Below are 24,216 nucleotides of genomic sequence, written 5' to 3' on the forward strand. Positions count from 1 at the left end.
ATTTGGTGACACAACCTGCCTTGAAAGGCCGGCTCAAGTATTCCGCAGGCAATTCAAAAAATATACCCCCAGTCACGTTTCGCTCACGACCTTCGATAAGATGTTTCATTTTATCGACAATTCAGGCCTATTTGTGACCCATCTTTTTCATCATCGCCTCAATCAACGGCACGTCTTCGGGGTTGTTCAGCTCCCAGAATTCACGTCCGCGCGCCTCAACCTCGACGCAGAGGATCTTGCGCCCGTTCTCCAGAAAACGCAGCTGCTCCAGCCCCTCCAGCGTCTCCAAGGGGCCGACAGGCCACCCTGGGTAAGCACTCAGCGCGTCTGGCCGATAGGCATAGACCCCGACGTGATGGAACACCGGGGTGTCCTGATCGGCCTCATACGTCGTGGAGGTGAACGGCACCACTTCCTTTGAGAAGTAGAGCGCGTTGTTATCCCGCCCGAACACAGCGGTGGTGCCTCCGACGCGACCGGCCTTACGGTCGGCCAGCAGGCTGTTCAGCGTCGCCCCATCGCAACGCAACACCGGTGTTGCCAGCCCCTTGTCAGGGGCACCGCGCAGACCCGAGATCAGATCTTCGACAAACCAATGCGGCGTCAGCGGCGCATCCCCTTGCAGGTTCACAACGATATCATAGCCACCACCAAGATTGGCCAACGCCTCCGCACAGCGCTCGGTCCCGTTGCCGCAGCTTTCGGAAGTCATAACCACCTCAGCGCCAAACCCTGTCGCAGCGTCGTGAATCCGCTCATCATCGGTGGCCACCACCACACGGTCGACACCATTGACGGCCATGGCAGCGCGCCAGGATCGTTCAATCAGCGTTTGGCTTTCTCCGCTGGCACCGGTCAAGGCAACAAGCGGCTTGCCAGGATACCGTGTGGAGGCGAAACGGGCGGGGATGACAATCAGAACGGACATCAGGCTTTCTTCAGCTCCACACCCGGCGCATAGGCAATAAAGAAGGGGTTTGCGTATCCTTCCTTGCCATAGGTGAGTGGGCTGTGGTCATCGAAACGCACCACCTGACCACCGGCGCCCCCTAGAACGGCATGACCAGCTGCGGTGTCCCATTCCATGGTGCGGCCAACCCGTGGGTACAGATCGGCTTCCCCGGTGGCGACCAGACAGAACTTCAACGACGAGCCTGCGCTTTTGCTGTCTTTCACTGCATATTTATTGATGTAGTCATCAGTCGCCTGATCGCGGTGCGATTTGGAGGCAACCACCATCAGCGCATCATTGTCGCTATCTGCGACGCGAATGGGTTTGATCTCTCCCATCGTGGCGGGATCAAACGCACCGGTTTCCTCAACCGCAGAGCCATCCGCCAATGTGAAGAACATTCGCGACCGCGCCGGAGCATAGACCACACCGCGAGTCGGCACGCCGTTTTCGACCAGCGCGATATTCACGGTGAAGTCGCCGCGGCGATGGATAAACTCCTTGGTTCCATCCAAGGGGTCAACAATGAGAAAGGTGTCGCCGCTCTTGCTATGCGAGTCGGCCTGTTCTTCGGTGACCAGCATTACATCCGGAAATGCCGCCCGAAGCCCGGCGGAGATCAGCGCATCTGCGGCCTCATCGGCGGCGGTGACCGGGCTTTCGTCCGACTTCACCTTCACCTCGAATTCATCCGAGTTGTAGATCTCCATGATCTTCTCTCCGGCTTCGATCGCCAATCGGCGGATCACCGGAATAAGGTCATCATATGTCACAAACGCTCTCCCTGACCGGGTTTGGTTGATTACAGCAGTTGTCCCCCTTATGGTCGCGGGGAAAGGGAACAGCAAGATTTCCGTGGTAACGATAAGCAGAGTTTCACCTAAAGCAGGTCTGGCTAAGCAACTTCATGTTCGAGCAGCGCCACAAACGGTCCCACCTCAGCAGCCTCATCGCCATGGGCGAGGTTGTGTTTCATTCCGTGGCGCGCAGTGTGCGGTCCAAGCATAACAATGCCTTCATGGCGCTTGCCCTCAATTTGACGCAGGCCGTGATGTTTGTCGTTGTCTTTTATCTGATGTTCTCATTGCTTGGTCTGCGCGGCGCAGCCATTCGTGGTGATTTCCTGCTCTATGTCATGTCAGGCGTCTTTCTGTTTCTGACCCACACCAAGGCTGTCGCGGCTGTCTCAGGCGCCGAGGGGCCGAGCAGCCCAATGATGCAACATGCGCCGATGAACACCATCGTTGCTATTCTTTCAGCAGCACTCGGCTCTCTCTACATTCAGGTGCTGTCGATGCTGATCATCCTGTTTGTTTATCACGTCGCTTTCACCCCGATTGAAATTGAAGAGCCAATCGCGGCCTTTGGTATGGTCTTGCTATCGTGGATTACAGGTGCGGCTGTTGGTCTGATCCTATTGGTAATGAAACCATGGTCACCAGGGACCGTGGGCATCATTTCCACAATCTATCAGCGGGCCAATATGATCGCCTCGGGCAAGATGTTTCTGGCCAATACCCTGCCCAGTTTCATGCTCTCGATGTTTGACTGGAACCCGCTGTTTCACTGCATCGATCAGGCCCGCGGGTTTGTGTTCATCAACTACAATCCGCATTTCAGCAATTGGCAATATGCCTGCTGGGTCGCCCTGATACTGATCATGATTGGCCTGATGGGGGAGTTTTACACGCGTCGCCGTGCTTCGATCAGTTGGGGAGCGAAGCGCTAGACCACGGATAGCCCACCATTCAGGTCACCACGCGCAGGGTCAGATTGATCCGCCCCCCTTTTGGCAGCAGACGTGAGGATTTGAACCGAATACGGTCCACCCCGTGATAAGTCAGCCGGGCATCCCCGCCCATCACGACCACATCGCCCGAATTCAGCCAGACGGTGTCGGTTTTGCCACCGCGCGTTTGATTGCCAATCCGCAGCAGACCGTCGTCCCCAAGAGAGATTGACACCACCGGATAGGTGAAATCGGCCTCGTCCTTGTCCTGATGCAAGCCCATCCGTGCCCCTTCGCCATAATAGTTGATCAGACAGCAATCAGGGCGCCGCTCTAAACCGGTCGTCGCATGCCAGATGTCCAGAATCTCTGTTGGGATCTCAGGCCAGCGCTGCCCGGCCGGGTGGCGCTCTTCATACCGGTACCCGTCCCGGTCACTGACCCAGCCATAGGCCCCGGCTGACGTCATCCGCACAGACATCTTACCGCCACCGGGCACCTCGGGCGAAAACAGCGGTGCGGCGCGCAGAACCGGGCGCAGGCACTCAATCAGCCGCTGCTGCCCGTCCATATCCAGAAGGGGTTTTGTCAGCTCAAACCCCCGCAATCGCAACTTCATCATCACTGTTAGCCCGTTCTTAACCACTCCCCTGTCAAAAACCGCTGTAATTCGCGAAACAGGACGCGATCTGGCGGTTGCAGGGGGCATTTGCGCTCCCTATATACGCCGGGAAGCGGTGAGGTGCAGACCAAACCGCAACTGAATCGGGGCTGGAATGCCAAAATGGGTTCAGACCTCGGGTAATCGCCTTAGAAAGTAAAAAGGGATCGAACATGAGCAAAGTTATCGGAATCGACCTCGGGACCACCAACTCCTGTGTGGCCATCATGGACGGCTCGCAGCCTCGCGTTATCGAAAACGCTGAGGGCGCCCGTACCACGCCGTCGATCGTAGCCTTCACCGACGATGAACGTCTGGTGGGCCAACCGGCCAAACGTCAGGCCGTCACCAACCCGGACAACACCGTTTTTGGCGTCAAGCGCCTGATTGGCCGCCGGTTTGACGACAGCGATCTGGCCAAAGACAAGAAAAACCTGCCCTTCGCCGTGATCAACGGCGGCAATGGGGACGCATGGGTCGAAGCCAAGGGTGAGAAATACTCCCCGTCGCAGATCTCCGCCTTCATCCTGGGCAAAATGAAAGAGACCGCCGAATCCTATCTCGGCGAAGAAGTGACCCAGGCCGTCATCACCGTGCCTGCCTACTTCAACGACGCTCAGCGTCAGGCCACCAAGGACGCAGGCAAAATTGCCGGCCTTGAAGTGCTGCGCATCATCAACGAGCCGACAGCTGCCGCGCTGGCCTATGGTCTGGACAAAGAAGAAACCCAAACCATCGCGGTCTATGACCTTGGCGGCGGTACCTTCGACGTGACCATCCTGGAAATCGACGACGGCCTGTTCGAGGTGAAATCCACCAACGGTGACACCTTCCTCGGTGGTGAAGACTTTGACATGCGTATCGTCAACTATCTGGCGGAGCAGTTCAAGAAAGAGCACGGCGTCGATCTGACCAAGGACAAGATGGCCCTGCAGCGTCTGAAAGAAGCCGCTGAAAAAGCCAAGATTGAGCTGTCCTCCTCTAGCCAGACCGAAATCAACCAGCCGTTCATCTCGATGGATCCGTCCTCGGGCCAGCCGCTGCACATGGTCATGAAGCTGACCCGTGCGAAGCTGGAAAGCCTGGTTGGCGATCTGATCAAAGCCTCCATGAAACCTTGTGCCGCTGCGCTGAAGGATGCGGGCCTCTCCGCATCTGACGTTGACGAGGTTGTTCTGGTTGGCGGTATGACCCGCATGCCCAAGGTGATCGAAGAGGTCACCAAATTCTTCGGTAAAGAGCCGCACAAGGGTGTGAACCCGGATGAGGTTGTTGCCATGGGTGCCGCTATTCAGGCCGGCGTTCTGCAGGGCGACGTGAAAGACGTTGTTCTGCTCGACGTGACCCCGCTGTCGCTGGGCATCGAAACCCTCGGCGGTGTGTTCACCCGTCTGATCGACCGCAACACGACCATCCCGACGAAGAAAAGCCAGGTGTTCTCCACCGCGGAAGACAACCAGAATGCCGTGACCATTCGTGTGTTCCAGGGTGAGCGCGAGATGGCGGCTGACAACAAGATGCTCGGCCAGTTCAACCTCGAAGACATCCCGCCCGCACCGCGTGGCATGCCGCAGATCGAAGTCACCTTTGACATCGACGCCAACGGCATCGTTTCTGTCGGTGCAAAGGACAAGGCAACCGGAAAAGAGCAGAATATCACCATTCAGGCCTCCGGTGGTCTGTCCGACGACGATATCGAAAAGATGGTCAAGGATGCCGAGGACAATGCCGAGGCGGACAAGGAACGCCGCGAGCTGATCGAAGCGAAGAACCAGGCTGAAAGCCTGATCCACTCCACCGAAAAGTCGATGGAAGAGCACGCCGACAAGGTGGATCCGACCACTATCGAAGCGATCGAACTGGCGATTGCGGCACTGAAGGACGATCTCGAAAACGAGAAGTCCACCGCCGAGAAGATCAAATCCGGCGTTCAGAACGTCACCGAAGCTGCGATGAAGCTGGGTGAGGCGATCTACAAGTCGAGCCAAGAAGAGGCTGCGGATGAACCTACCGCCGCAGACGACGCGGCAGGCCCCGGTGATGATGACATTGTCGATGCCGAATTCGAAGATCTGGACGAAAACAAGCGTTAAGGTCTGATTTTGGCCAGAGCGGGCCGGTCCGAACTCCGGGCCGGCCCGCTTTCGTTGCGGCAAGAAGGGTATTCCGATGTCCAAACGAGATTACTATGACATTCTCGGGGTGTCCAAAGGGGCCACCGCCGATGAAATCAAGAAAGGCTTTCGCAAGAAGGCCAAAGAGCTGCATCCTGACCGGAACAAGGATAATCCCGAAGCCGAAGGGCAGTTCAAAGAGGCCAATGAGGCCTATGATGTTCTGAAAGACCCAGAAAAGAAAGCGGCCTACGACCGCTACGGCCACGCAGCCTTTGAAAATGGCATGGGCGGTGGGCAGCGCGGTGGCCAGGGCGGCCAGGGCTTTGGCGGCGGTGATTTCTCCTCTGCCTTCTCTGATGTATTCGACGATCTGTTCGGCGACTTCATGGGTGGTCGTGGCGGCCAGGGTGGCGGACGGCAACGGGCCGCACGCGGCTCCGACCTGCGCTACAACCTGCGCATCTCGCTTGAGGATGCCTTTGCAGGAATGCACAAAACCATCAACGTGCCGACTGCTGTGGCATGCGGGTCCTGCGACGGCACCGGCGCTGAGGGCGGCGTGGAGCCAACCACCTGCCCGACCTGCTCAGGCATGGGCAAAGTGCGCGCGCAACAGGGCTTCTTCACGGTGGAGCGCACCTGCCCCACCTGTTCCGGCCTTGGCCAGATCATCAAGAATCCCTGTAAATCCTGTCAGGGCCACGGTCGCGTCGAGAAAGATCGCTCCCTATCCGTGAATATCCCGGCTGGCGTGGAAACCGGCACCCGCATCCGTCTTGCTGGCGAAGGTGAGGCCGGCATGCGTGGCGGCCCTCCCGGTGATCTCTACATCTTCGTAGAGGTGGCCGCGCATGATCTGTTTGAGCGGGATGGCAACAATCTTTATTGCCGCGTTCCGGTGTCCTTGGCCAAGGCCGCCCTTGGCGGAGCGATCGAAGTGCCCACCATCGACGGTGGTCGCGGGCGGGTTCAGATCCCCGAAGGCAGTCAATCTGGCCGCCAGATGCGCCTGCGCGGAAAGGGTATGCCTGCGCTGCGTGGTGGTGTCACCGGTGACATGTTCATCGAACTCGCGGTAGAAACCCCGGTAAACCTCACCTCACGGCAAAAAGAGCTGCTGCGGGAATTCGAGGATCTCTCCGAGGACAACACCAACCCGGAATCGCGGAGTTTCTTCTCCTCAGTCAAAAGTTTCTGGGATGGGATGAAGGGCTGAGACCAGCTCGTTCACAGCATTAGACCAAGTTAAAGCGCCCTCAAAAGGGGCGCTTTTTTTGATGGTTTTTTGGTACCGGACTGCTTTGGCCTGACGGATTAACCCTTTCGCAACCCTGATGGCGCGAGCATTGCGACATGCCCAAGGAGCCCGCATTCGAGGACGTCTCTCTGCCGCTGTTTCCTGACAGTGCAAAAATCACTGCGCCCACCGCAAAATCACCATCGCCCCCCTCCTACATCAAGGATCACCGCGCCCGACTGCGGGACCGGTTCATGACGGGGGGTGCCGCAGCGATGCCGGACTACGAGTTGCTGGAATTGGTGCTGTTCCGCTCAATCCCGCGCCGGGATGTGAAACCGCTAGCGCGTCAGTTGCTCGACAGATTTGGGGATTTCAACCGTGTGATCACTGCGCCCCCCGAACGGCTCGCACAGGTTGCAGGAGTTGGCGACGCAGTGATCACCGATCTTAAGGTGCTGGAGGCCGCTGCCCATCGCATGGCCCGTGCAAAGGTCCTGCAACGCCACATCCTGTCCTCTTGGGATGCATTGCTGGATTATTGCCATACGGTCATGGCCCACCGCGAAACCGAGCAATTCAGGGTGTTATATCTTGATCGTAAGAACACATTGATTGCGGACGAGGAACAGGCCAAAGGCACCGTCGACCATGTGCCTGTCTACCCACGCGAAATCGCAAAGCGTGCCTTGGAGATCAGCGCCAGCGCCCTGATATTGGTGCATAATCATCCATCAGGCGATCCGACACCATCGCCCAGCGACATTGAAATGACCGACCGGGTTGCCCGCGCCCTCGCCGCGTTGGATATCGTGCTGCATGACCATCTGATCATCGGCAAATCCAGCGAACTCAGCTTTCGGTCGGCGGGGTACCTATAGCTGGCTAACGCACCCAGACCTCAACCCGGCGATTTACCTGACGCCCCCACCGCTGATCCTCGCAGGCCATCGGCAGCGCTTCACCGAATGCTGCAATCTCAATTTCTGTGCGCTCCAAATTCGCGGTTTCCGCAGCTGCAATCACAGCATCACGCACCGCCTCTGCACGTTTCATGGCGATGGCTCTATTGCCACTCGCCGGTCCATCCCCGTCAGAGAAGCCAACAAAAACCAGCTCCCGCGCATCATAGGCGCCCGCCTCAAGCGAACGCGCAAGTTGCGTGATATTGCTCCGCGATTGCGCATCCGGGCGGGTCGAGCCCGGCTCAAACCGAAAAGATGTGGTCAGACGCTGTAAGCCATCCAAACGAGAGACAAGCCGCTGAAGCTCTTCCAGCGGCACCTCCGACCCCGCTGCCGTGATCGCATTGGCCAGGCGGTCGCCCTGTACGTTCATGGAGATCCGCTCGGGCGCCTGATCGACGAAGCCGGCCCTGCGAATCACGATCTGCGCACCGGGACCACGCACATAGCTTAGGAAATCCCGCGCCAGTTTGGGCAGCCGCCGGGACGGCAGGTAAAGAAACATGGGCGCGGTCAGCGGATAATCTTCGGTCTTGATCGAACGGCGGTTGGCGCGCAGCGAAAACCCGCAGGCACCTCGTAAGGTCAGGACCCGCGCAGTCGATGTCTCGGCAAAACTGGCCAACCCAAGCGCAAAGGGATCCGTTGCAACCACACGCACCAGAGTACTGCCACGATCATGGCGCCGCAGACGGGTCCCCAGTGCCGCTATGTTCGGCGCCTCCAACCGGTCCGAGATTGCCTGCGCCAGGCCGGAGCCTGCCACCGGCAGATGCAGTGAAATCGGCGCATTCGGCCCCCCCAGCTCCGACCAATTGCTGAGGTTGCCAGACAACACCCCTGCCAGATCTGCAACCGAGATTGAGCGGACGGGATTGCCCGGTGCCACAACAGGCACCATCGCATCCAGCGCCAGAACACGGCTACGCTGCGCGCCGGTCATGTCGCCCATCCCCGCCTCACGGGCCCGCTCACGCTCGGCGCTGCGGATCTCGCGCAAGGCCATGACAATGTCGGCCTCATTCGCGAGGAGGTCGGCAAATCCTTCGTCCGTGTTGCTGACAAAGAAGCTGAACCTTGCCGCAACCCGGCCAGTATCGCGCAGCAGGACATAGTCGAAATTATTGTCAGGCATCGGATCGCGCCGTGTCTGAAACCCGTTTCGCAGCGCAAACCCCTCGATCAGGGCCGGCAAAAGGACCTCTGCCATGGTCGACGATCCCGAAAGGCTGATCTCTGCTACGAAATCAGACAGGCTGGGGCAGCCCGGCCCCTCGCAGCTCACCCCGGAGCCGTCGACTGTCAGCTCTCCAAATTTGGTATCCACGCGATAGAATTCGCCATCGAACCCCAGAATATTCCCGGTGATCTCAACAGCTCCATCCGGCGACGAAAGTGTCACGTCCTGCGCCTTCAGCGGCAGGATCCCGGTGACAAGAAAGAGTGCGGCGCATATTGCCGCACGAAACAAAGCCATGAGAAATCCTGAATAAACCGCGAGTTAATTTGCGGCGATTTTCAGGGTTTCCAGAAGATTATTCAACACAAGAAAGTCACCTGTGGCGGCACAATCCGGCATTGCCAGGGTCAGGTCACGGGTCCGCAAACTCCCATTGCGCAATTCCAGCGTCTGCGCCGAAACATCGCGACCACAATTGATCGCTGTCACTTCGGCCTCCACGGTCAGATCAATCGCACCGCTTTGATCGCCGCCAAGACGTGGCACGCTATAGACCTCCGCCAAACGCGGGGCCAACTGCGTGGCGTCACCAAGCTGCACGACGCTTCCACGCCCCGCCGTCAGATCGGCGCCATGCCAAACGTGACCGGCACTGCCATAGCCCGCACCAAATTCCCGCGCATGCAATTCAAACCCGCTGTTACCCGCCCATTGCAGCACAACCCGGCTAACAAGATCCAGATCCGGAACCGATGTTGTCGCCACCGCACCACGACCGTTTTTGGGTTCAACGATAAACACCGCGGAAGACGACAGAGCTGGGATCTGCACCGTCAGCGCGCCCGTTGCATCCAGTCGGCTGGAGAACATCATGCCATTGTGATGGATGGTCAAACGCTCGCCCGGCCGACACAGCGACAACACCGTCAATCGAACCTCAGCCATCGGACCGGGAACCGCTTCAGCGGTCATCTCGCAGGTGGTTTCGGGATCTTGACGCAGGAGTTGCAGAGCGTCGCTGTCACCTACCTCGGGTGTTGCTGCCGTCAGGCTGATGGCGTCAATCTGAAGCGGAGCATCCGTCGGCAGATCAGGCAGCGCTGTTTCCGTAATGGCTGTCGGATCGGGAGTAGGAATTGCCATCGCTGCGGCCGTCCGCGACGGGCCAGCGGTATGCTGCATAACAAGACCAATCGCCAGGGCGCTACAGAGGGTCGCCGCACTCATCAGGGCTGTGCGTTTGCTGATCATTACCGACTCCTTACCCAAAAAGGTTAAGGAACCGTGACGCAGAAAGGCGGCCAATTGATGGCCGCCCCTTGCAGAGAATCTGGCGAAACCGTGCAATTGTCACTGATTTCTCTGAATTATGTGCCAAATACTTCCGCCTCGAAACCTCAGCTGAGGCTGCCGTGACAGTGTTTGAACTTCTTGCCGGAGCCACAGGGGCATTTGTCGTTACGTGATGGATTGCCCCAAGTGGAGGGATCGTCCTCGACAAAACCATCTGCTGGTGCCTCTTGCAGCGCTGCTGCTGCACTACCACCCGCCGCAGCCTTCTGCAGTTCGGCCTGTTGCGCGGCCATCTGCATCATCATCTGGCGCTGCTCGTCTTCGCTGATCGGGCGTACATGGGCCAGCTGCTGAGTGACGGTTTCCCGCAGCGTATCAAGCATATTCTCGAACAGCTGGAAGCTCTCGTTTTTATACTCGTTGAGCGGGTCGCGCTGCGCGTAGCCACGGAAACCCACGACAGAGCGCAAATGCTCCAGCGTCAGCAGATGTTCGCGCCATTTCGCATCGATTGTCTGCAGCAGAACCTGTTTTTCGATGTTGCGCATGGTTTCCGGGCCAAAGGCCTCAGTCTTCTCGAGCATTTTCGCGTCACTGGCTTCCACCAGACGTTCGCGAATTTGCTCGTCATCGACACCCTCTTCCGCGGCCCAGTCCACAACCGGAACATCCAGACCCAGCTTCTCGCGAACCTGCTCCTGCAGCCCCTCGCTGTCCCATTGATCCGCGTAGGTCTTGGCGGGCATGTGTGCATCCAGCAGGTCGTCGATCACCTCGTGGCGCATGTCAGCGACAATTTCCGAGAGATCCTCAGCCGCCATGATTTCACGGCGCTGGTTAAAGATCACCTTGCGCTGGTCGTTCATGACATCGTCGAATTTCAGCACGTTCTTGCGCATGTCGAAGTTGCGGCCTTCGACTTTCGCCTGCGCGCGCTCCAGAGATTTGTTCACCCACGGATGAATAATCGCCTCGCCTTCCTTCATGCCCAGGGTTGAGAGCAGTTTATCCAGCCGCTCAGACCCAAAGATCCGCATCAGATCATCTTCAAGGCTGAGGTAGAACACCGTGCGACCCGGATCCCCCTGACGGCCGGAACGACCCCGCAGCTGGTTGTCGATGCGACGGCTTTCGTGACGCTCAGAGGCCATGACGAACAGACCACCGGCCTGTTTGACCGCTTCCTCATCGGCGATATGAGCCTCTTCGATGCGGGCGCGAATGGCCTCGTGATCCCCATCAGGGTCTTCTGCGATGGCCTCAAGCACCTTAAACTCAACGTTGCCGCCCAGTTTGATGTCGGTGCCCCGGCCCGCCATATTGGTGGCGATGGTCACCGCACCCAGGCGACCAGCATCAGCGACGATCTGTGCTTCCTGCTCGTGGTGGCGGGCGTTCAGCACGTTGTGTTTGATGCCCTCCTTCTGGAGAAGCTGGCTCAGCAGTTCAGATTTCTCAATCGAGGTAGTGCCCAGAAGAACCGGCTGCCCATTTTCATGGGCTTTCTTGGTCTCATTGATCATCGCCTGGTATTTTTCCATGGCGGTGCGATAGACCTGATCGTCCTCATCCTTGCGTGCAATCGGACGGTTGGTTGGCACTTCGACAACACCAAGCCCGTAAATTTCGGCAAATTCTTCGGCTTCGGTCATTGCGGTACCGGTCATGCCCGACAGCTTGCCATAAAGGCGGAAGTAGTTCTGGAAGGTCACGGAGGCCAGCGTTGTGTTTTCTGGCTGAATCTTCACCTCTTCCTTGGCCTCGATGGCCTGATGCAGACCCTCGGAGAGACGGCGGCCCGCCATCATCCGTCCGGTGAATTCATCAATCAGGACCACTTCACCATCACGCACGATATAGTCCTTATCGCGCTGGAACAGCTTGTGCGCGCGCAGGGCTTGGTTGACGTGATGCACGACTGTTGTGCTCTCAGGATCATAGAGCGACGCGCCCTCTTCGAGCAAACCATGGGCGATCAGCTGCTGTTCGAGATATTCGTTGCCATCCTCGGTGAAGGTGACGCCGCGGGTTTTCTCGTCCAGCTCGTAGTGATCATCGCTCAGCAGCGGGATTAGCTTGTCGATGGTGGAGTAGAGTTCGGAACGGTCTTCCGCCGGGCCGGAGATGATCAACGGCGTGCGGGCCTCGTCGATCAGGATGGAGTCGACCTCATCCACAATCGCAAAGTTATGATGTTTCTGGAACACCTGATCCAGCGACGGCTTCATGTTATCGCGCAGATAATCAAAGCCCAGCTCGTTGTTGGTCGCATAGGTGACATCGCTTTGGTAGGCAGCCATTTTCTCGGCGTCAGGCTGACCCGACCAGATCACACCGGTGGTCATGCCCAACTGTGCAAACACCTTGCCCATCCATTCGCTGTCGCGCTTGGCCAAGTATTCGTTGACGGTGACAACATGCACACCCTTGCCGGTCAGCGCATTGAGATAGGCCGGGAAGGTCGCAACAAGGGTCTTACCCTCGCCGGTCTTCATCTCGGAGATGTTGCCCTGATGCAGGAAGATGCCACCCATCAGCTGGGTGTCAAAGGCTCGCAGACCCAACGCCCGGCGCGCCGCTTCGCGCACATTGGCGAACGCCTCTGGCAGCAGGTCATCCAGGCTTTCCCCGTCCAGCGCGCGTTTGCGCAGCTCGGCGGTCTTGTCCTGCAAATCCTGATCGCTGAGTTTCTCGAACTCGGGCTCCAGCGCGTTGATCTTGGCAATCAGCGGCCGTGTCGCCTTGATTTTGCGGTCATTCGGCGTGCCGAAAACCTTTTTGGCGAGTGTTCCGATACCCAGCATGTGTTCTCCAACCGTCCTGTCATTGACCCCTGGCGTTGGCAGGCTTGCCCGCCCCGCTCGCAACCCATAAACAATGATGGAACAGCGGTCCTGCCAAAGGCCTCATGGCGATGTAAGGTCCCGCAAATACAGTGTCAACGCTACGCCCCGCCGTGGCCAGATAATAGGAAGAATTCAATGCGCAAAGGTCTCACTTATTTGTCAGGACTGGCCCTGGCAGCCGCTTTGACACTGCCCATGTCCGCAACTGCTGAACCCCATGCCAACACGGTGGTGGCTACGGTAAACGGTGAAGAGATCACAATCGGTCACATGATCATTGCCCGCGCGACATTGCCCCAGCAGTATCAGCAGCTGCCCGATGATGTTCTCTATGATGCAATCCTGGATCAGCTGATCCAGCAGACCAGTCTGAAGCAGGAGCTGAATGGCGAAGTGCCAAAATACGTGGCTCTGTCGCTGGAGAACGAGGCGCGGTCCCTGCTGGCGGCAGATGTCATTGAAAAGGTCATGGAAAACGCAGCCTCGGACGAAGATCTGCGTTCGGCCTATGATGAGAAATATACCGACGGTACAGGCGGCGATGAATTCAACGCCTCGCATATTCTGGTCGAGACCGAGGAAGATGCCGCCGAAATTCGCGCGGAACTGGATGCCGGTGCAGATTTTGCCACTCTGGCGCGCGAACGCTCCACTGGCCCGTCCGGTCCCAACGGCGGTGAACTGGGCTGGTTCGGCAAGGGCCGCATGGTCCCAGAATTCGAGGAAGCGGTTCTGGTGATGGGGGCTGGCGATGTCTCCGATCCGGTACAGACCCAATTTGGCTGGCACGTGATCAAGCTCAATGATCGACGTACTTCCGCTGCGCCAACCTTTGATGAGGTTCGCGAAGAGCTGGCGGCGCAGATGCGTCAGGACGCGGTAGAAGAGCGCGTGCTCTCACTGACCACAGCCGCCACTATCGAACGCCCGGAAATCGAAGATCTGGATCCCTCAATCCTGAAAAACCTCGATCTGGTAAGGAACTGACAATGGCATTGCCCCGCTCTCCGCTTGCACCGGATCACTTTCCCACGCTTCCGCAAATCGCTGGGGTTCGATTTGCTTCCGCTGCGGCTGGCGTAAAATACAAAGATCGCACAGATGTGATGCTCGCCGTGATGGATCCGGGCAGCGCCGTGGCAGGCGTGTTCACCCGGTCCGCGACCCGCTCTGCCCCGGTTCTGGACTGCCAGGCAAAACTGGCCTCAAGCGACAATGACACCGCGCATGGTGCTGCCATTCTGGTTAACTCGGGCAATTCGAATGCGTTTACCGGGCACTATGGCCAGACCTCCGTTGCTGAGATTACCCGCACGGTTGCAGATATCACGGGTATTCCGACAGCTCGGGTGTTCACCGCCTCCACCGGCGTCATTGGTGAACCGCTGCCCCATGAGCGGATCGTGTCGCAGATTGCGACCCTGAACGACGGGCTGGACGGGTCAGCGATTGAAGGCGCTGCCGAAGCCATCATGACGACGGACACCTTCGCCAAAGGGGCCGGCGCCACGGTTGAGGTCGACGGTAAAACAGTCTCTATTGCGGGGATTGCCAAAGGCTCCGGCATGATTGCGCCAAATATGGCCACCATGCTTGTCTACATTTTCACTGATGCAAAGATCGCACAGGAAGACCTGCAAGCCCTCCTGTCGCAGATCTGCGATCGCACCTTCAACTGCATCACTGTGGACAGCGATACCTCGACCTCTGACAGTTTGATGCTCTGTGCTTCTGGCGCCGCTGGCGTTGATGTAACCGGCAATGCAGATTTCGCCCTCGCGCTGGAGGGCGTGATGCTGGATTTGTCGCATCAGGTGGTTCGTGATGGTGAAGGCGCGACCAAATTTGTCGAAATCCAAGTCACAGGCGCGATGAATGATCACGACGCCAAGGTCCACGGCCTCTCGATTGCAAATTCACCTTTGGTGAAGACCGCCATCGCGGGAGAGGATCCCAACTGGGGCCGTGTGGTGATGGCCATCGGTAAATCCGGGGCTGCTGCTGACAGGGACAAGCTGTCGATCTCATTCGGAGAGGTGCTGGTCGCCGAAAAAGGCTGGGTTTCGCCTGACTACAAAGAGGCCGACGGCGCCGCCGAGATGGCAAAAACAGAGATTGTCATCAAGGTTGATCTGGGATTGGCAGAAGGGAAGAGTACCGTCTGGACCTGCGACCTGACGCATCAGTACATTTCCATCAACGCGGATTACCGGTCATGAAGATGGTTCTTGTATCCGCTGTCGCCCTGATTGATGTGGAAGGTCGCGTGCTGCTTGCGCAACGCCCGGAAGGGAAATCCATGGCAGGCCTATGGGAATTTCCAGGCGGCAAGGTGGAAGCGGGCGAAACCCCAGAGGCCGCATTGATTCGCGAACTGGAAGAAGAGCTTGGCATCAACACCTGGGAATCCTGCCTGGCGCCGCTGACGTTTGCCAGCCACGGCTATGATGATTTTCATCTGCTGATGCCCCTGTTTGCCTGCCGCAAATGGGAGGGCATCCCGCAAGCCAAAGAAGGGCAAACCCTGAAGTGGGTGCGCGCGCAGAACCTGCGGGACTACCCGATGCCAGCCGCCGACATTCCTCTGATCCCGATTCTGCGCGACTGGCTGTAGCCCGGAATTCCCCTGTTTCATGTCGCGATCGCGTGGCTCCGCCAGCTTCTGTGGCGGGGCTTCGATCCCCGCGTCAATCAATCGTTAACGTTTTTCGTCAACCCTGAGAGCCAAGCGGAAGTAATTTTCTGAAGTCTTGGCGACCAAAGGTGGTAGCGATCATGATCCGAACGATTAAACAGGGCGCGTTCATTTTTATACAGGGCACGTTTGTCCGAAGCCTGCCCAATGGAAAGATCTCAGTCCGCGTCGGAAACAAAACCTACGAAGGTGAACCAGTCAGCCTCGCGGCCTGACGGCACCAACACAGCCTCTCCTTGGCGGGTTTGTCCTCCCCCAAACCTGCCACAAAAAACCCCGACCAGATTGGCCGGGGTTTTTTAATTTCATCGTCGAACTGCCGATCAGTCGAGCGTGCGGGTCACTTCCTCGCGCTCGAAGATCTCGATCACATCGCCCTTGCGGACATCATCGTAGTTTTCAAACGCCATGCCGCATTCCTGGCCCGACTGAACCTCGGCCACTTCGTCCTTGAAGCGTTTGAGGGTCTTCAGCGTGCCTTCGTGGATCACGACGTTGTCGCGCAGCAGACGAACCCCGGCGGAGCGGCGTGCCACACCTTCGGTGACCAGACAGCCCGCAACCTTGCCCACGTTGGACACTTTGAAAACGTCCTTGATCTCGGCGTAGCCAATGAAGTTCTCGCGGATTTCTGCGGACAGCAGACCCGAGGCAGCAGCTTTCACGTCGTCCACAAGGTCATAGATGACCGAGTAATAACGGATCTCCACACCCTTCTGGTTGGCGGAGTTCCGCGCCGATGTGTTGGCACGGACGTTGAAGCCCATGACCGGCGCGCCGGAGGCCTCGGCCAGACCGATATCGGTCTCGGTGATCGCACCTACGCCTGAGTGCAGCACGCGCACGCGTACCTCGTTGTTGCCGATTTTCTCCATCGCCTGAACGATAGCTTCGGCGGAGCCTTGCACGTCAGCCTTGACCAGAATGGGCAGCTCGGAGACGTTCTCGTCTTCCTTGGCCTTCTGCATCAGCTGTTCCAGCGTGGTCGCAGCACCCGCAGCAGCGCGTTTGTCTTTCGCCGCCTGCTCACGATATTCAGCGATCTCACGGGCCTGAGCCTCAGTGTCGGTCACGTTCAGAACATCGCCCGCTTCGGGTGTCCCGTTGAGGCCAAGAACCTCAACCGGCACCGAGGGCCCGGCTTCCTGCACGCGCTCACCCTTATCGTTGATCAGCGCACGGACCTTACCGTACTGCTCACCCACAACGAAGATATCGCCCTGACGCAGCGTCCCGTTCTGAACCAGAACGGTGGCAACGGGGCCGCGGCCCACATCCAGCTGCGCCTCGATCACGGCACCTTGCGCGGCACGATCAGGGTTGGCTTTCAGTTCCAGAATTTCCGCCTGCAGCGCAATCGCTTCCAGCAGCTCGTCAAGACCCTGGCCGGTAACGGCAGAGACTTCGACATCCTGAACCTCACCAGACATGGCTTCCACGATCACTTCGTGCTGAAGCAGATCGGTACGGACCTTGTTCGGGTCAGCTGCCGGTTTGTCGATCTTGTTGATCGCGACGATCATCGGAACCTGCGCCGCCTTGGCGTGGTTGATCGCTTCAATCGTCTGAGGCATCACGGCATCGTCAGCAGCGACGACCAGAACCACGATATCTGTCACCTGAGCACCACGCGAACGCATGGAGGTAAAGGCCGCGTGACCCGGTGTATCGAGGAAGCTCAGTACTGCGCCACCTTCGGTTTTCACCTGATAGGCACCGATGTGCTGGGTGATGCCACCAGCCTCGCCAGCAACAACCCGCGCATCGCGGATTGCGTCCAGCAGCGAGGTTTTGCCGTGGTCAACGTGACCCATGATGGTGATCACAGGCGGACGCGATTGAAGATCCTCGTCCTTGTCCTCGACTTCTTTGATGACGTCTTCGACATCCGAATCGGAAACACGCACAACTTTGTGGCCGAATTCTTCGATGATCAGCTCAGCGGTATCGGCATCAATGGTCTGGTTCTGCGTGACCATCATGCCCATGTTCATCAGCGATTTCACAACTTCGCCGACACGCTCCGCCATCCGGTTGGCCAGCTCAGAGACAACAATCGCCTCAGGCAGCTGAACGTCACGGATTACCTTTTCACGCTCAACCGAGCCCATCGCCTTCTGACGCGCACGCTCCTGCTTACGCTTCATTGACGCCATGGAGCGCTGACGACCGCCTTCGCCACCGGTGGCCTGACCAAGTGTCAGCTTCCCGGAGCGGCGACCGCCACCATCATTGCGACCTTTGGCATTGCGGTTCTGCCGGTCGTCGCGATCGCGGTCACCCTTGCGGGGCTGCGAGGACGGGCCGGGGGCCGGGCGTACCGAGGCTGGCTCAGATTTTTTCTTTTCAGCGTCAGAGGCTGCGCGTTTTGCAGCGGCTTCGGCCTCGACGCGCTTGCGCTCTTCGTCTTCGGCCTTCTGACGGGCACGCTCTTCAGCTTCGCGCTGTTCGCGTTCCTTGGCTTCCTGCTCGGCCCGGCGGCGCTCACGCTCTTCAGCGCGGGCCTTCTCCTCAGCTTCGCGCTGTGCCGCTTCTTCCACTTCGCGGGCCTTGGCGGCCTGCAACGCCTTCAGGCGGCGCGCCATCTCTGCATCGCTGATGCCAGCCGGACGCCGCGATGCGTCGCCGGAGGGCGTCGCACCGGAGCCCCCTTTTGCCGCGGTCGGCTTGGGGACCACAACGCGTTTGCGCTTGGTTTCCACCACGACATTCTTGGTCCGACCGTGGCTGAAGCTCTGTTTCACATTCCCGGGCCGGGACCCACCACGAAGACCCAACGTCTTTTTGCCGTCACTATCGCTCATAAAGCTCTTTATCCTTCCGTGCGGCCCTTGCCGCCCACCGTTTCGCGCAAACCTTGTAGTCGTTGCGCTTCCTCTACAACACGTTTGCCGAGTCCACCAGAGGCCAGCGCCGCATGTATCACAGTTTGGCGCCCAAAGGCCATGCCCAGCTCATCCGCAGTGAGGCATCCGATGAATTTCCCACGGTGCGGCGTGCTTAATTTTGATTTGCCCCGTCCCGATCCATCCGAAGCCTGAATCAAGACACGAGCATGTTCCTTAGCCAGCCAGTCCTTGACCTTCTCATAGCCAGAGACCGCATCGCCCGACTTGCGCGCCAGGCTGATCAGTTCGATCAGGCGCCGCAGCACCTGACCTTTGATTTCATCTTCCAGCCCATCAGGCACCGTTACCGGCGCCTTGAAGCCGCGCGCAAAGAGTTTCTTCTTTATCGCGGTGCGAAGCGCAGCCTCGGTTGAGGTCACGTAGACCCCGCGCCCCGGCAACTTCCCCATCACGTCAGGGACGACCTGACCTTCAGGACCAACAACAAAGCGGATCAGCCCTTCCTTGGGCTGAATCTCGCCTGTCGCCAGACATTTTCGCTCCGGTCCGTCGGACCGGTCTTTGTCACTGCCACCGCGTGCCATTGCTACCCTCGCTGCGAGGCCTGATATCAGGCTTCGCCTTCTTCTGCTTCGCCGTCTTCAATGTCGGCGTCTTCTTCGGCGTCCGCTTCCAGTTCGGTGGGATCCACCCAACCCAGCAGAACGCGGGCGGTCATGACAAGCGTCTGGGCGTCTTCCAGCGACACATCGAAGGGTTCAAGAATACCATCATCCTTGACGCGCTCACCTTTGTTGGTGGTCCAGCCGCCGGCCAGCTCCCAATCCGCGCAGGTGGCGAAATCTTCCAGCGTCTTGATGCCATCCTTGGCCAACGCTTCAACCATTTGGGGCGTCAGACCGTCAAAGTCAATCAGGCTGTCCTCAGCACCCAAGGCACGGGCCGCGTCAATTGCTGCTTTTGCCTGCGCTTCCAGATAGTCCGCAGCACGGGCCTGCAGCTCTTGGGCGGTGCCTTCGTCAACACCGTCGATGACCAGCAGTTCGTCCAGCTCGACATAGGCAACCTCTTCGAGGTTAGTGAAACCTTCGGAGACCAGCAACTGGGCGAAGAACTCGTCCAGATCCAGGGTTTCCATGAACAGCTTGGTGCGCGCCTCGAATTCCTTCTGGCGGCGGGCCGATTCCTCTTCCTCGGTCATGATGTCGATGTCCAGCGCAGTCAGCTGGGATGCCAGACGCACGTTCTGACCACGACGGCCGATGGCCAGCGACAGCTGCTCCTCGGGCACGACAACTTCGATCTTGCCAGCTTCTTCATCCAGAACAACCTTCGACACTTCAGCAGGTTGCAAAGCGTTCACAAGGAAGGTCGGCTGATCTTCATTCCACGGGATGATGTCGATCTTTTCACCCTGCAGCTCATTGACCACGGCCTGCACACGCGAACCACGCATACCGACACAGGCGCCGACCGGATCAATGGACCCGTCGTAGCTGATCACAGCGATCTTCGCGCGCGAACCGGGATCACGGGCCACGGCCTTGATCTCGATGACACCATCATAGATTTCCGGCACTTCCATCTTGAACAGCTCGGCCATGAATTCCGGCGCGGTCCGCGACAGGAAGATCTGCGGACCACGGGGTTCACGGCGTACGTCCTTGATGAAGCAACGGATACGGTCGTTCGGGCGGTAGCTCTCGCGGCCGATTTTCTCGTTGCGACGCAGGATGGCTTCGCCAGCGCCCACATCGACGATAACATTGCCGTATTCTTCGCGCTTCACCAGACCATTGATGATGGTGCCGGCACGATCCTTGAACTCTTCGTACTGACGATCACGCTCAGCTTCGCGCACCTTCTGCAGGATCACCTGTTTAGCGGATTGGGCGGCAATACGGCCCATTTCGACCGGAGGCACTTCTTCGACAAAAACATCGCCAACCGACGGATCGGCCATATATTGCTTGGCCTGCTCAACAGTCATTTCCGCCTGGTAGTTTTCCAGCGCGTCATCTTCGACCACGGTGCGCACACGGGTGAAGGTCGCACGACCGGTCTTGCGGTCAATGGACACACGGATATCCATTTCGCTGCCGTAGCGGCTCTTGGCGGCCCGGGCCAGGCTTTCTTCCATCGCATCGACAACCAGAGCGGGGTCGATCATCTTTTCGCGCGCCACGGCTTCTGCGGTTTGCAGAAGCTCCAACTGGTTTGCTGATGTGATAGCCATTACTTTTTCTCCTCTTCGGACCCATCGGCCTCGATTTCGTCGAATGCGTCTTCGTTCAGGGTGCCCGCAGCTTTGCGCTGGCGCAGCATTTCTTTGATCAGATCGTCGGTCAGAACCAGTTTGGCGTCGCTCAACCAGTCGAACTTCAAACCGATGGTGATGGTCTCGCCGTGCTCCTGGATGTTGATCAGAACCTCGTCCTCCTCAACACCGGCCAGCTCGCCCTTGAAACGGCGGCGGCCATCGATCAGCTCGCTGGTTTCAATCTTGGCTTCATAGCCTTCGAACATCTCGAAGTCCTTGAGGCGGGTCAGAGGGCGATCAATACCGGGGCTGGACACCTCCAGCGCGTAGCTGTCGAGGATCGGATCCTCGACATCCAGCGTCGCACTAACCGCATTGGAGATCTCGGCACAGCCATCAACCTCAATGCCGCCGTCCGGCTTATCCGCCATGATTTGCAGCGTGGTGGTTTTGCCAGACATCAGCCGAATACGCACCAGCTCAAAACCGAGATCTTCGATCACCGGAGTGATGATCTCGGCAAGCCGACGGTCGATGGCTGCCTTGGCTATCAGGTCATTGGTCATACGAATTCCAGATCTGTGATTCGGGCACAAAAAAACGGGCGCGCGGCCCGTTGAATTTTCCGGTGGAGCTGAGGGGAAAACCCGACGCGCCGCTGTTACGACAGGCATATACGCCGTATCAGGTCAAACTGCAAGGGGCAGATCCCAGTCGCCTGTCAGGCGCCAGGCGGCCCGCAAGCCAGACATCGCAAATTCACAGATCAGACGCGCCACCAGCGTTCAGCGATACGGCCATCATCCAGCGCTGAGCGGGCGCCGATCCTGCGGGGAAGGCCGACATCCCGGCGCGCCGCCAGCGCCATATCGCTCGCCGACGGATGGTAGTGAAAACTGCCGCGCGACAACACCCCATCGGGCGCAGGTAAGGCCGCAACATCAACGTACCCCTCGCGCAGGGCCTCTGCCCGAACCTCTGCATCCGGAATCACAATCAGCTCGACCGTGTCGACCCAACCTGCCTGACCGGATTTATAGTGATCCATCACCCGCGTCGCCCGAAAATCACGCCCAGCGCGCGCGCGTTCCACCCGGTAGCATCCGGTGCCATCTGCGGCAGAGAGATCGCATGAAACCTCCCCCCCCGCAGCGATGGAAAAGCGGCCATCCGCCAACAGATAAGGCAGATGCGGATTCGAGGCGCCCAGCGCAATCTGAATACTCTCCTTGGAAAGCACCTCAACCCGCGCCACATGACCAGCCTCAACAACGCTGTTGCGCAGGCTGGCGGCCACATCCTGGGCTTGCAGCTGCGCCCCGCTATGAAATGCCACATCGGACCGGATATCAAATCGCCAGATCCGCGCATCCGGGCTGCTGCTCCACCGGGTGGCCAGCTCAGGGCGCAATGACCCATCCGGGGCAATTTCCGTCAACGTATCAAAGACAGCACCACGAGCCACATGATCCATCAGATCACCATCCCGCGGCACAGCCAATCGCAGAATTCCGCCCGGCCGCGGGGCATCCGCAAGCGCCGCACCTGTGGCAGCCAACAAGGCTGCGGCGGCCCCCGATGTAAACAGCGCACGTCTGTCGATCCGTGTCATGGCTCCTGCTCCTCGGCAATCTGGTCCATCGCGCGCACCAGTTCCGCGCTGATTCCCGGTTCCGACAGAGCATGGCCGGCATTGCGTACCATCTTCAACTCTGCATTTGGCCACAGCTCCTTCAATCGCCAGGCCGAGGTTGGCGGGCAGATCATATCATACCGCCCCTGCACGATGATGCCCGGAATATGCGATATGCGGCTCATATTGGCGAAGATCTGGCCGTCGTAGTCGAGAAAGCCGCCGTTGATGAAGTAGTGATTCTCCAACCGGGCAAAGGCACGGGCGTAGTCGCCGGGGCTTTCCCCTGAGACGCCGTTGGAGTGGATAGAGGCCAGAGCATTTTCCCAAGCGGACCAAGCCCGCCCGAAACGTATCTCCTCTGCCATATCGCCCGAAAACAACCGCCGATTATAGGCCGCGATCAGGTCGCTGCGCTCATCGTCCGGGATCAGCGAGACAAATCGCGACCAGGTTTCCGGCCAGAACCGACCGGCGCCGCCTCCGTAGAACCAGTCCAGCTCCGACTTGGTCATCAGGAAAACGCCGCGCAGGATCAGCTGGCGCACTCTCTCCGGATGGGTCTGGGCATAGATCAGCGACAGCGTCGCCCCCCAGCTGCCACCGAACACCATCCATTGCGACACTCCGATCAGGCGTCGAATGATCTCCATATCCGCAACCAGATGCCAGGTGGTATTGTCCTCGCAGGAGGCATGTGGCCGCGACCGCCCGCACCCCCGCTGATCGAACAGGATAATCCTGTAACGCTCCGGATCAAAATACCGTCGCATCGCCGGGCTGGATCCGCCACCGGGCCCCCCGTGACAGACCACCACAGGGATGCCATCCGGATTGCCGCTTTGCTCCATATAGATATGGTGCCCCTGCCCAACATCGATCATACGCTGGTCGAAGGGTTCGATGGGCGGGTACAAATACTGCACTGCGCGCTTTTGATACGGGTATTTGTCCATTACTGACCTAACTTAGTCCTGACTGATAAAAGAACACACGGAGACAGGAATGCAAGCGCCTCAATCCACGGTAGATCCGTCCGAGATCGCAAAATTCGAAGCCATGGCTGCTGAATGGTGGGATCCGACCGGAAAATTCAAGCCTCTGCATATGTTGAACCCCTGTCGCCTTGATTACATCACGCAGCAGATCGCAGCAGAATTCGACCGTGACCTGTCGTCAGATGCGCCATTTTCAGGTCTGCGTCTGCTTGATATCGGGTGTGGCGGTGGTCTTTTGAGCGAACCCATGGCGCGCTTGGGCGCAGAGGTCGTCGGTGCGGATGCCGCAGCGGGCAATATCCCGGTGGCGCAGGTCCACGCCCAGCAATCCGGGCTGGATATCGACTATCGTCATACCACAGCTGAGGCACTGGCCGAGGCGGGCGAACAATTCGATGTGGTTCTCAACATGGAAGTGGTCGAACATGTGGCCGATCCGCTCAGCTATCTGACTGCCACACGGCAATTGCTGAAACCCGGCGGATTGCAGATTTGCTCAACCATCAACCGCAATCCCAAGAGCTATGCCATGGCCATCTTTGGTGCAGAAGTGGTGATGCGCTGGCTACCACGCGGCACCCATGAATGGTCGAAGTTCATCACCCCAGATGAGCTATTCGACCTGCTGGAAAAGGCTGGACTGACGCCGGTCGATCGCAAGGGATTTGTCTTCAACCCAGTATTTTGGACATGGTCCCTTTCGAACCGTGATCTCAGCGTCAATTACGTCACTGCAAGCACAAAACCACACTGATACGCACCGAAAACCAGCTGCTCCTATACTTAAGGATAGGTGATCAT

Annotated in this window: 20 protein-coding genes; 8 read left to right on the plus strand and 12 right to left on the minus strand. The window is 58.5% G+C overall.

Annotated elements, in window-relative coordinates; translation table 11 throughout:
- Window positions 1-127: 127 nt before the first annotated feature.
- Together OO25_RS05955 and cysQ are read right to left on the minus strand one after the other, a co-directional pair.
- The gene (locus tag OO25_RS05955) at window positions 128-928 is read right to left on the minus strand and encodes a 3-deoxy-manno-octulosonate cytidylyltransferase (RefSeq protein WP_040178930.1); all 801 of its coding nucleotides are present in this window, start codon (window positions 926-928) and stop codon (window positions 128-130) included.
- Complete coding sequence (gene cysQ, locus OO25_RS05960) at window positions 928-1,725, minus strand: 3'(2'),5'-bisphosphate nucleotidase CysQ (protein WP_040178933.1); 798 nt, start codon at window positions 1,723-1,725, stop codon at window positions 928-930. Before cysQ ends, OO25_RS05955 begins: the two co-directional genes overlap by 1 nt.
- A 134-nt stretch (window positions 1,726-1,859) precedes the next feature.
- On the opposite strand from cysQ, the gene OO25_RS05965 reads away from it, so the two are divergent.
- Window positions 1,860-2,681: an ABC transporter permease gene (locus OO25_RS05965; RefSeq protein ID WP_040175224.1), complete on the plus strand. Its 822-nt coding sequence runs from the start codon at window positions 1,860-1,862 to the stop codon at window positions 2,679-2,681.
- A gap of 19 nt (window positions 2,682-2,700) precedes the next feature.
- Here OO25_RS05965 and OO25_RS05970 read toward each other — a convergent pair whose 3' ends face one another.
- A complete protein-coding gene (locus OO25_RS05970) occupies window positions 2,701-3,303 on the minus strand; it encodes an alpha-ketoglutarate-dependent dioxygenase AlkB (protein ID WP_040178935.1) in 603 nt (200 codons plus the stop codon).
- 212 nt (window positions 3,304-3,515) lie between these two features.
- Between OO25_RS05970 and dnaK the strand changes: the two genes are divergently transcribed.
- The 3 genes from dnaK to radC all read left to right on the plus strand — a co-directional run bounded on the left by dnaK (window position 3,516) and on the right by radC (window position 7,577).
- Entirely contained in the window at window positions 3,516-5,435 is a 1,920-nt protein-coding gene (dnaK, locus tag OO25_RS05975) for a molecular chaperone DnaK (protein ID WP_040178940.1), read from the plus strand.
- A gap of 76 nt (window positions 5,436-5,511) precedes the next feature.
- Window positions 5,512-6,675 carry a molecular chaperone DnaJ gene (dnaJ, locus tag OO25_RS05980; RefSeq protein ID WP_040175217.1) on the plus strand — a complete coding sequence of 388 codons (1,164 nt, stop codon included), beginning with the start codon at window positions 5,512-5,514 and terminating at the stop codon, window positions 6,673-6,675.
- Window positions 6,676-6,812: 137 nt separating this feature from the next.
- The gene (gene radC, locus OO25_RS05985; protein ID WP_040178944.1) at window positions 6,813-7,577 is read left to right on the plus strand and encodes a DNA repair protein RadC; all 765 of its coding nucleotides are present in this window, start codon (window positions 6,813-6,815) and stop codon (window positions 7,575-7,577) included.
- Between the two features lie 4 nt (window positions 7,578-7,581).
- Here the strand turns inward: radC and OO25_RS05990 are convergent, their stop codons facing one another.
- The 3 genes from OO25_RS05990 to secA all read right to left on the minus strand — a co-directional run bounded on the left by OO25_RS05990 (window position 7,582) and on the right by secA (window position 12,938).
- Window positions 7,582-9,138, minus strand: a complete 1,557-nt coding sequence (locus OO25_RS05990) for a substrate-binding domain-containing protein (protein WP_040175212.1) — start codon at window positions 9,136-9,138, stop codon at window positions 7,582-7,584.
- Between the two features lie 24 nt (window positions 9,139-9,162).
- Entirely contained in the window at window positions 9,163-10,092 is a 930-nt protein-coding gene (locus OO25_RS05995; RefSeq protein WP_040178945.1) for a hypothetical protein, read from the minus strand.
- 146 nt (window positions 10,093-10,238) lie between these two features.
- Window positions 10,239-12,938: a preprotein translocase subunit SecA gene (secA, locus tag OO25_RS06000; RefSeq protein ID WP_040175206.1), complete on the minus strand. Its 2,700-nt coding sequence runs from the start codon at window positions 12,936-12,938 to the stop codon at window positions 10,239-10,241.
- Window positions 12,939-13,115: 177 nt separating this feature from the next.
- Between secA and OO25_RS06005 the strand changes: the two genes are divergently transcribed.
- Genes OO25_RS06005 through mutT form a run of 3 tightly spaced genes read left to right on the plus strand, consistent with a single transcriptional unit; the run spans window position 13,116 to window position 15,594 of the window.
- Window positions 13,116-13,967 (plus strand): peptidylprolyl isomerase, encoded by an 852-nt coding sequence (locus OO25_RS06005; protein WP_040178946.1) that lies wholly within the window; start codon window positions 13,116-13,118, stop codon window positions 13,965-13,967.
- Between the two features lie 2 nt (window positions 13,968-13,969).
- Window positions 13,970-15,199 carry a bifunctional glutamate N-acetyltransferase/amino-acid acetyltransferase ArgJ gene (gene argJ / locus OO25_RS06010; protein ID WP_040178948.1) on the plus strand — a complete coding sequence of 410 codons (1,230 nt, stop codon included), beginning with the start codon at window positions 13,970-13,972 and terminating at the stop codon, window positions 15,197-15,199.
- Entirely contained in the window at window positions 15,196-15,594 is a 399-nt protein-coding gene (mutT, locus tag OO25_RS06015) for an 8-oxo-dGTP diphosphatase MutT (protein WP_040175198.1), read from the plus strand. Before argJ ends, mutT begins: the two co-directional genes overlap by 4 nt.
- A 404-nt stretch (window positions 15,595-15,998) precedes the next feature.
- On the opposite strand, the gene infB is transcribed toward mutT, so the two are convergent.
- The 6 genes from infB to pip all read right to left on the minus strand — a co-directional run bounded on the left by infB (window position 15,999) and on the right by pip (window position 23,373).
- On the minus strand, window positions 15,999-18,479 hold the full coding sequence (infB, locus tag OO25_RS06020; RefSeq protein ID WP_040175196.1) for a translation initiation factor IF-2: 2,481 nt from the start codon (window positions 18,477-18,479) through the stop codon (window positions 15,999-16,001).
- 8 nt (window positions 18,480-18,487) lie between these two features.
- Window positions 18,488-19,108, minus strand: a complete 621-nt coding sequence (locus OO25_RS06025) for an RNA-binding protein (RefSeq protein ID WP_014876348.1) — start codon at window positions 19,106-19,108, stop codon at window positions 18,488-18,490.
- Between the two features lie 26 nt (window positions 19,109-19,134).
- Window positions 19,135-20,760, minus strand: coding sequence for a transcription termination factor NusA (gene nusA / locus OO25_RS06030; protein WP_040175192.1), 1,626 nt, complete (start codon window positions 20,758-20,760; stop codon window positions 19,135-19,137).
- Window positions 20,760-21,350, minus strand: a complete 591-nt coding sequence (rimP, locus tag OO25_RS06035) for a ribosome maturation factor RimP (RefSeq protein ID WP_040178951.1) — start codon at window positions 21,348-21,350, stop codon at window positions 20,760-20,762. The genes nusA and rimP overlap by 1 nt, the downstream gene beginning before the upstream one ends.
- Window positions 21,351-21,550: 200 nt before the next feature.
- On the minus strand, window positions 21,551-22,396 hold the full coding sequence (locus OO25_RS06040; protein ID WP_040178952.1) for an ABC transporter substrate-binding protein: 846 nt from the start codon (window positions 22,394-22,396) through the stop codon (window positions 21,551-21,553).
- Window positions 22,393-23,373 carry a prolyl aminopeptidase gene (gene pip / locus OO25_RS06045; protein WP_040175187.1) on the minus strand — a complete coding sequence of 327 codons (981 nt, stop codon included), beginning with the start codon at window positions 23,371-23,373 and terminating at the stop codon, window positions 22,393-22,395. The genes OO25_RS06040 and pip overlap by 4 nt, the downstream gene beginning before the upstream one ends.
- Before the next feature lie 49 nt (window positions 23,374-23,422).
- On the opposite strand from pip, the gene ubiG reads away from it, so the two are divergent.
- Window positions 23,423-24,169, plus strand: coding sequence for a bifunctional 2-polyprenyl-6-hydroxyphenol methylase/3-demethylubiquinol 3-O-methyltransferase UbiG (gene ubiG / locus OO25_RS06050; RefSeq protein ID WP_040175183.1), 747 nt, complete (start codon window positions 23,423-23,425; stop codon window positions 24,167-24,169).
- Window positions 24,170-24,216: the final 47 nt, after the last annotated feature.

Origin of the sequence: Phaeobacter sp. S60 (assembly GCF_000826845.1) — a bacterium.
Lineage (GTDB): Bacteria > Pseudomonadota > Alphaproteobacteria > Rhodobacterales > Rhodobacteraceae > Phaeobacter > Phaeobacter piscinae.

Excerpts from the sequence above, each read along its gene's own strand:
- OO25_RS05970 (WP_040178935.1), bottom strand. The coding sequence starts at position 3,303 with ATGATGAAGTTGCGATTGCGGGGGTTTGAGCTGACAAAACCCCTTCTG.
- ubiG (WP_040175183.1), top strand. The coding sequence starts at position 23,423 with ATGCAAGCGCCTCAATCCACGGTAGATCCGTCCGAGATCGCAAAATTC.
- rimP (WP_040178951.1), bottom strand. The coding sequence starts at position 21,350 with ATGACCAATGACCTGATAGCCAAGGCAGCCATCGACCGTCGGCTTGCC.
- pip (WP_040175187.1), bottom strand. The coding sequence starts at position 23,373 with ATGGACAAATACCCGTATCAAAAGCGCGCAGTGCAGTATTTGTACCCG.
- OO25_RS05995 (WP_040178945.1), bottom strand. The coding sequence starts at position 10,092 with ATGATCAGCAAACGCACAGCCCTGATGAGTGCGGCGACCCTCTGTAGC.
- argJ (WP_040178948.1), top strand. The coding sequence starts at position 13,970 with ATGGCATTGCCCCGCTCTCCGCTTGCACCGGATCACTTTCCCACGCTT.
- mutT (WP_040175198.1), top strand. The coding sequence starts at position 15,196 with ATGAAGATGGTTCTTGTATCCGCTGTCGCCCTGATTGATGTGGAAGGT.
- radC (WP_040178944.1), top strand. The coding sequence starts at position 6,813 with ATGCCCAAGGAGCCCGCATTCGAGGACGTCTCTCTGCCGCTGTTTCCT.
- infB (WP_040175196.1), bottom strand. The coding sequence starts at position 18,479 with ATGAGCGATAGTGACGGCAAAAAGACGTTGGGTCTTCGTGGTGGGTCC.
- dnaK (WP_040178940.1), top strand. The coding sequence starts at position 3,516 with ATGAGCAAAGTTATCGGAATCGACCTCGGGACCACCAACTCCTGTGTG.
- OO25_RS05965 (WP_040175224.1), top strand. The coding sequence starts at position 1,860 with ATGTTCGAGCAGCGCCACAAACGGTCCCACCTCAGCAGCCTCATCGCC.
- dnaJ (WP_040175217.1), top strand. The coding sequence starts at position 5,512 with ATGTCCAAACGAGATTACTATGACATTCTCGGGGTGTCCAAAGGGGCC.
- nusA (WP_040175192.1), bottom strand. The coding sequence starts at position 20,760 with ATGGCTATCACATCAGCAAACCAGTTGGAGCTTCTGCAAACCGCAGAA.
- OO25_RS06025 (WP_014876348.1), bottom strand. The coding sequence starts at position 19,108 with ATGGCACGCGGTGGCAGTGACAAAGACCGGTCCGACGGACCGGAGCGA.
- OO25_RS05955 (WP_040178930.1), bottom strand. The coding sequence starts at position 928 with ATGTCCGTTCTGATTGTCATCCCCGCCCGTTTCGCCTCCACACGGTAT.
- OO25_RS06040 (WP_040178952.1), bottom strand. The coding sequence starts at position 22,396 with ATGACACGGATCGACAGACGTGCGCTGTTTACATCGGGGGCCGCCGCA.
- OO25_RS06005 (WP_040178946.1), top strand. The coding sequence starts at position 13,116 with ATGCGCAAAGGTCTCACTTATTTGTCAGGACTGGCCCTGGCAGCCGCT.
- secA (WP_040175206.1), bottom strand. The coding sequence starts at position 12,938 with ATGCTGGGTATCGGAACACTCGCCAAAAAGGTTTTCGGCACGCCGAAT.
- OO25_RS05990 (WP_040175212.1), bottom strand. The coding sequence starts at position 9,138 with ATGGCTTTGTTTCGTGCGGCAATATGCGCCGCACTCTTTCTTGTCACC.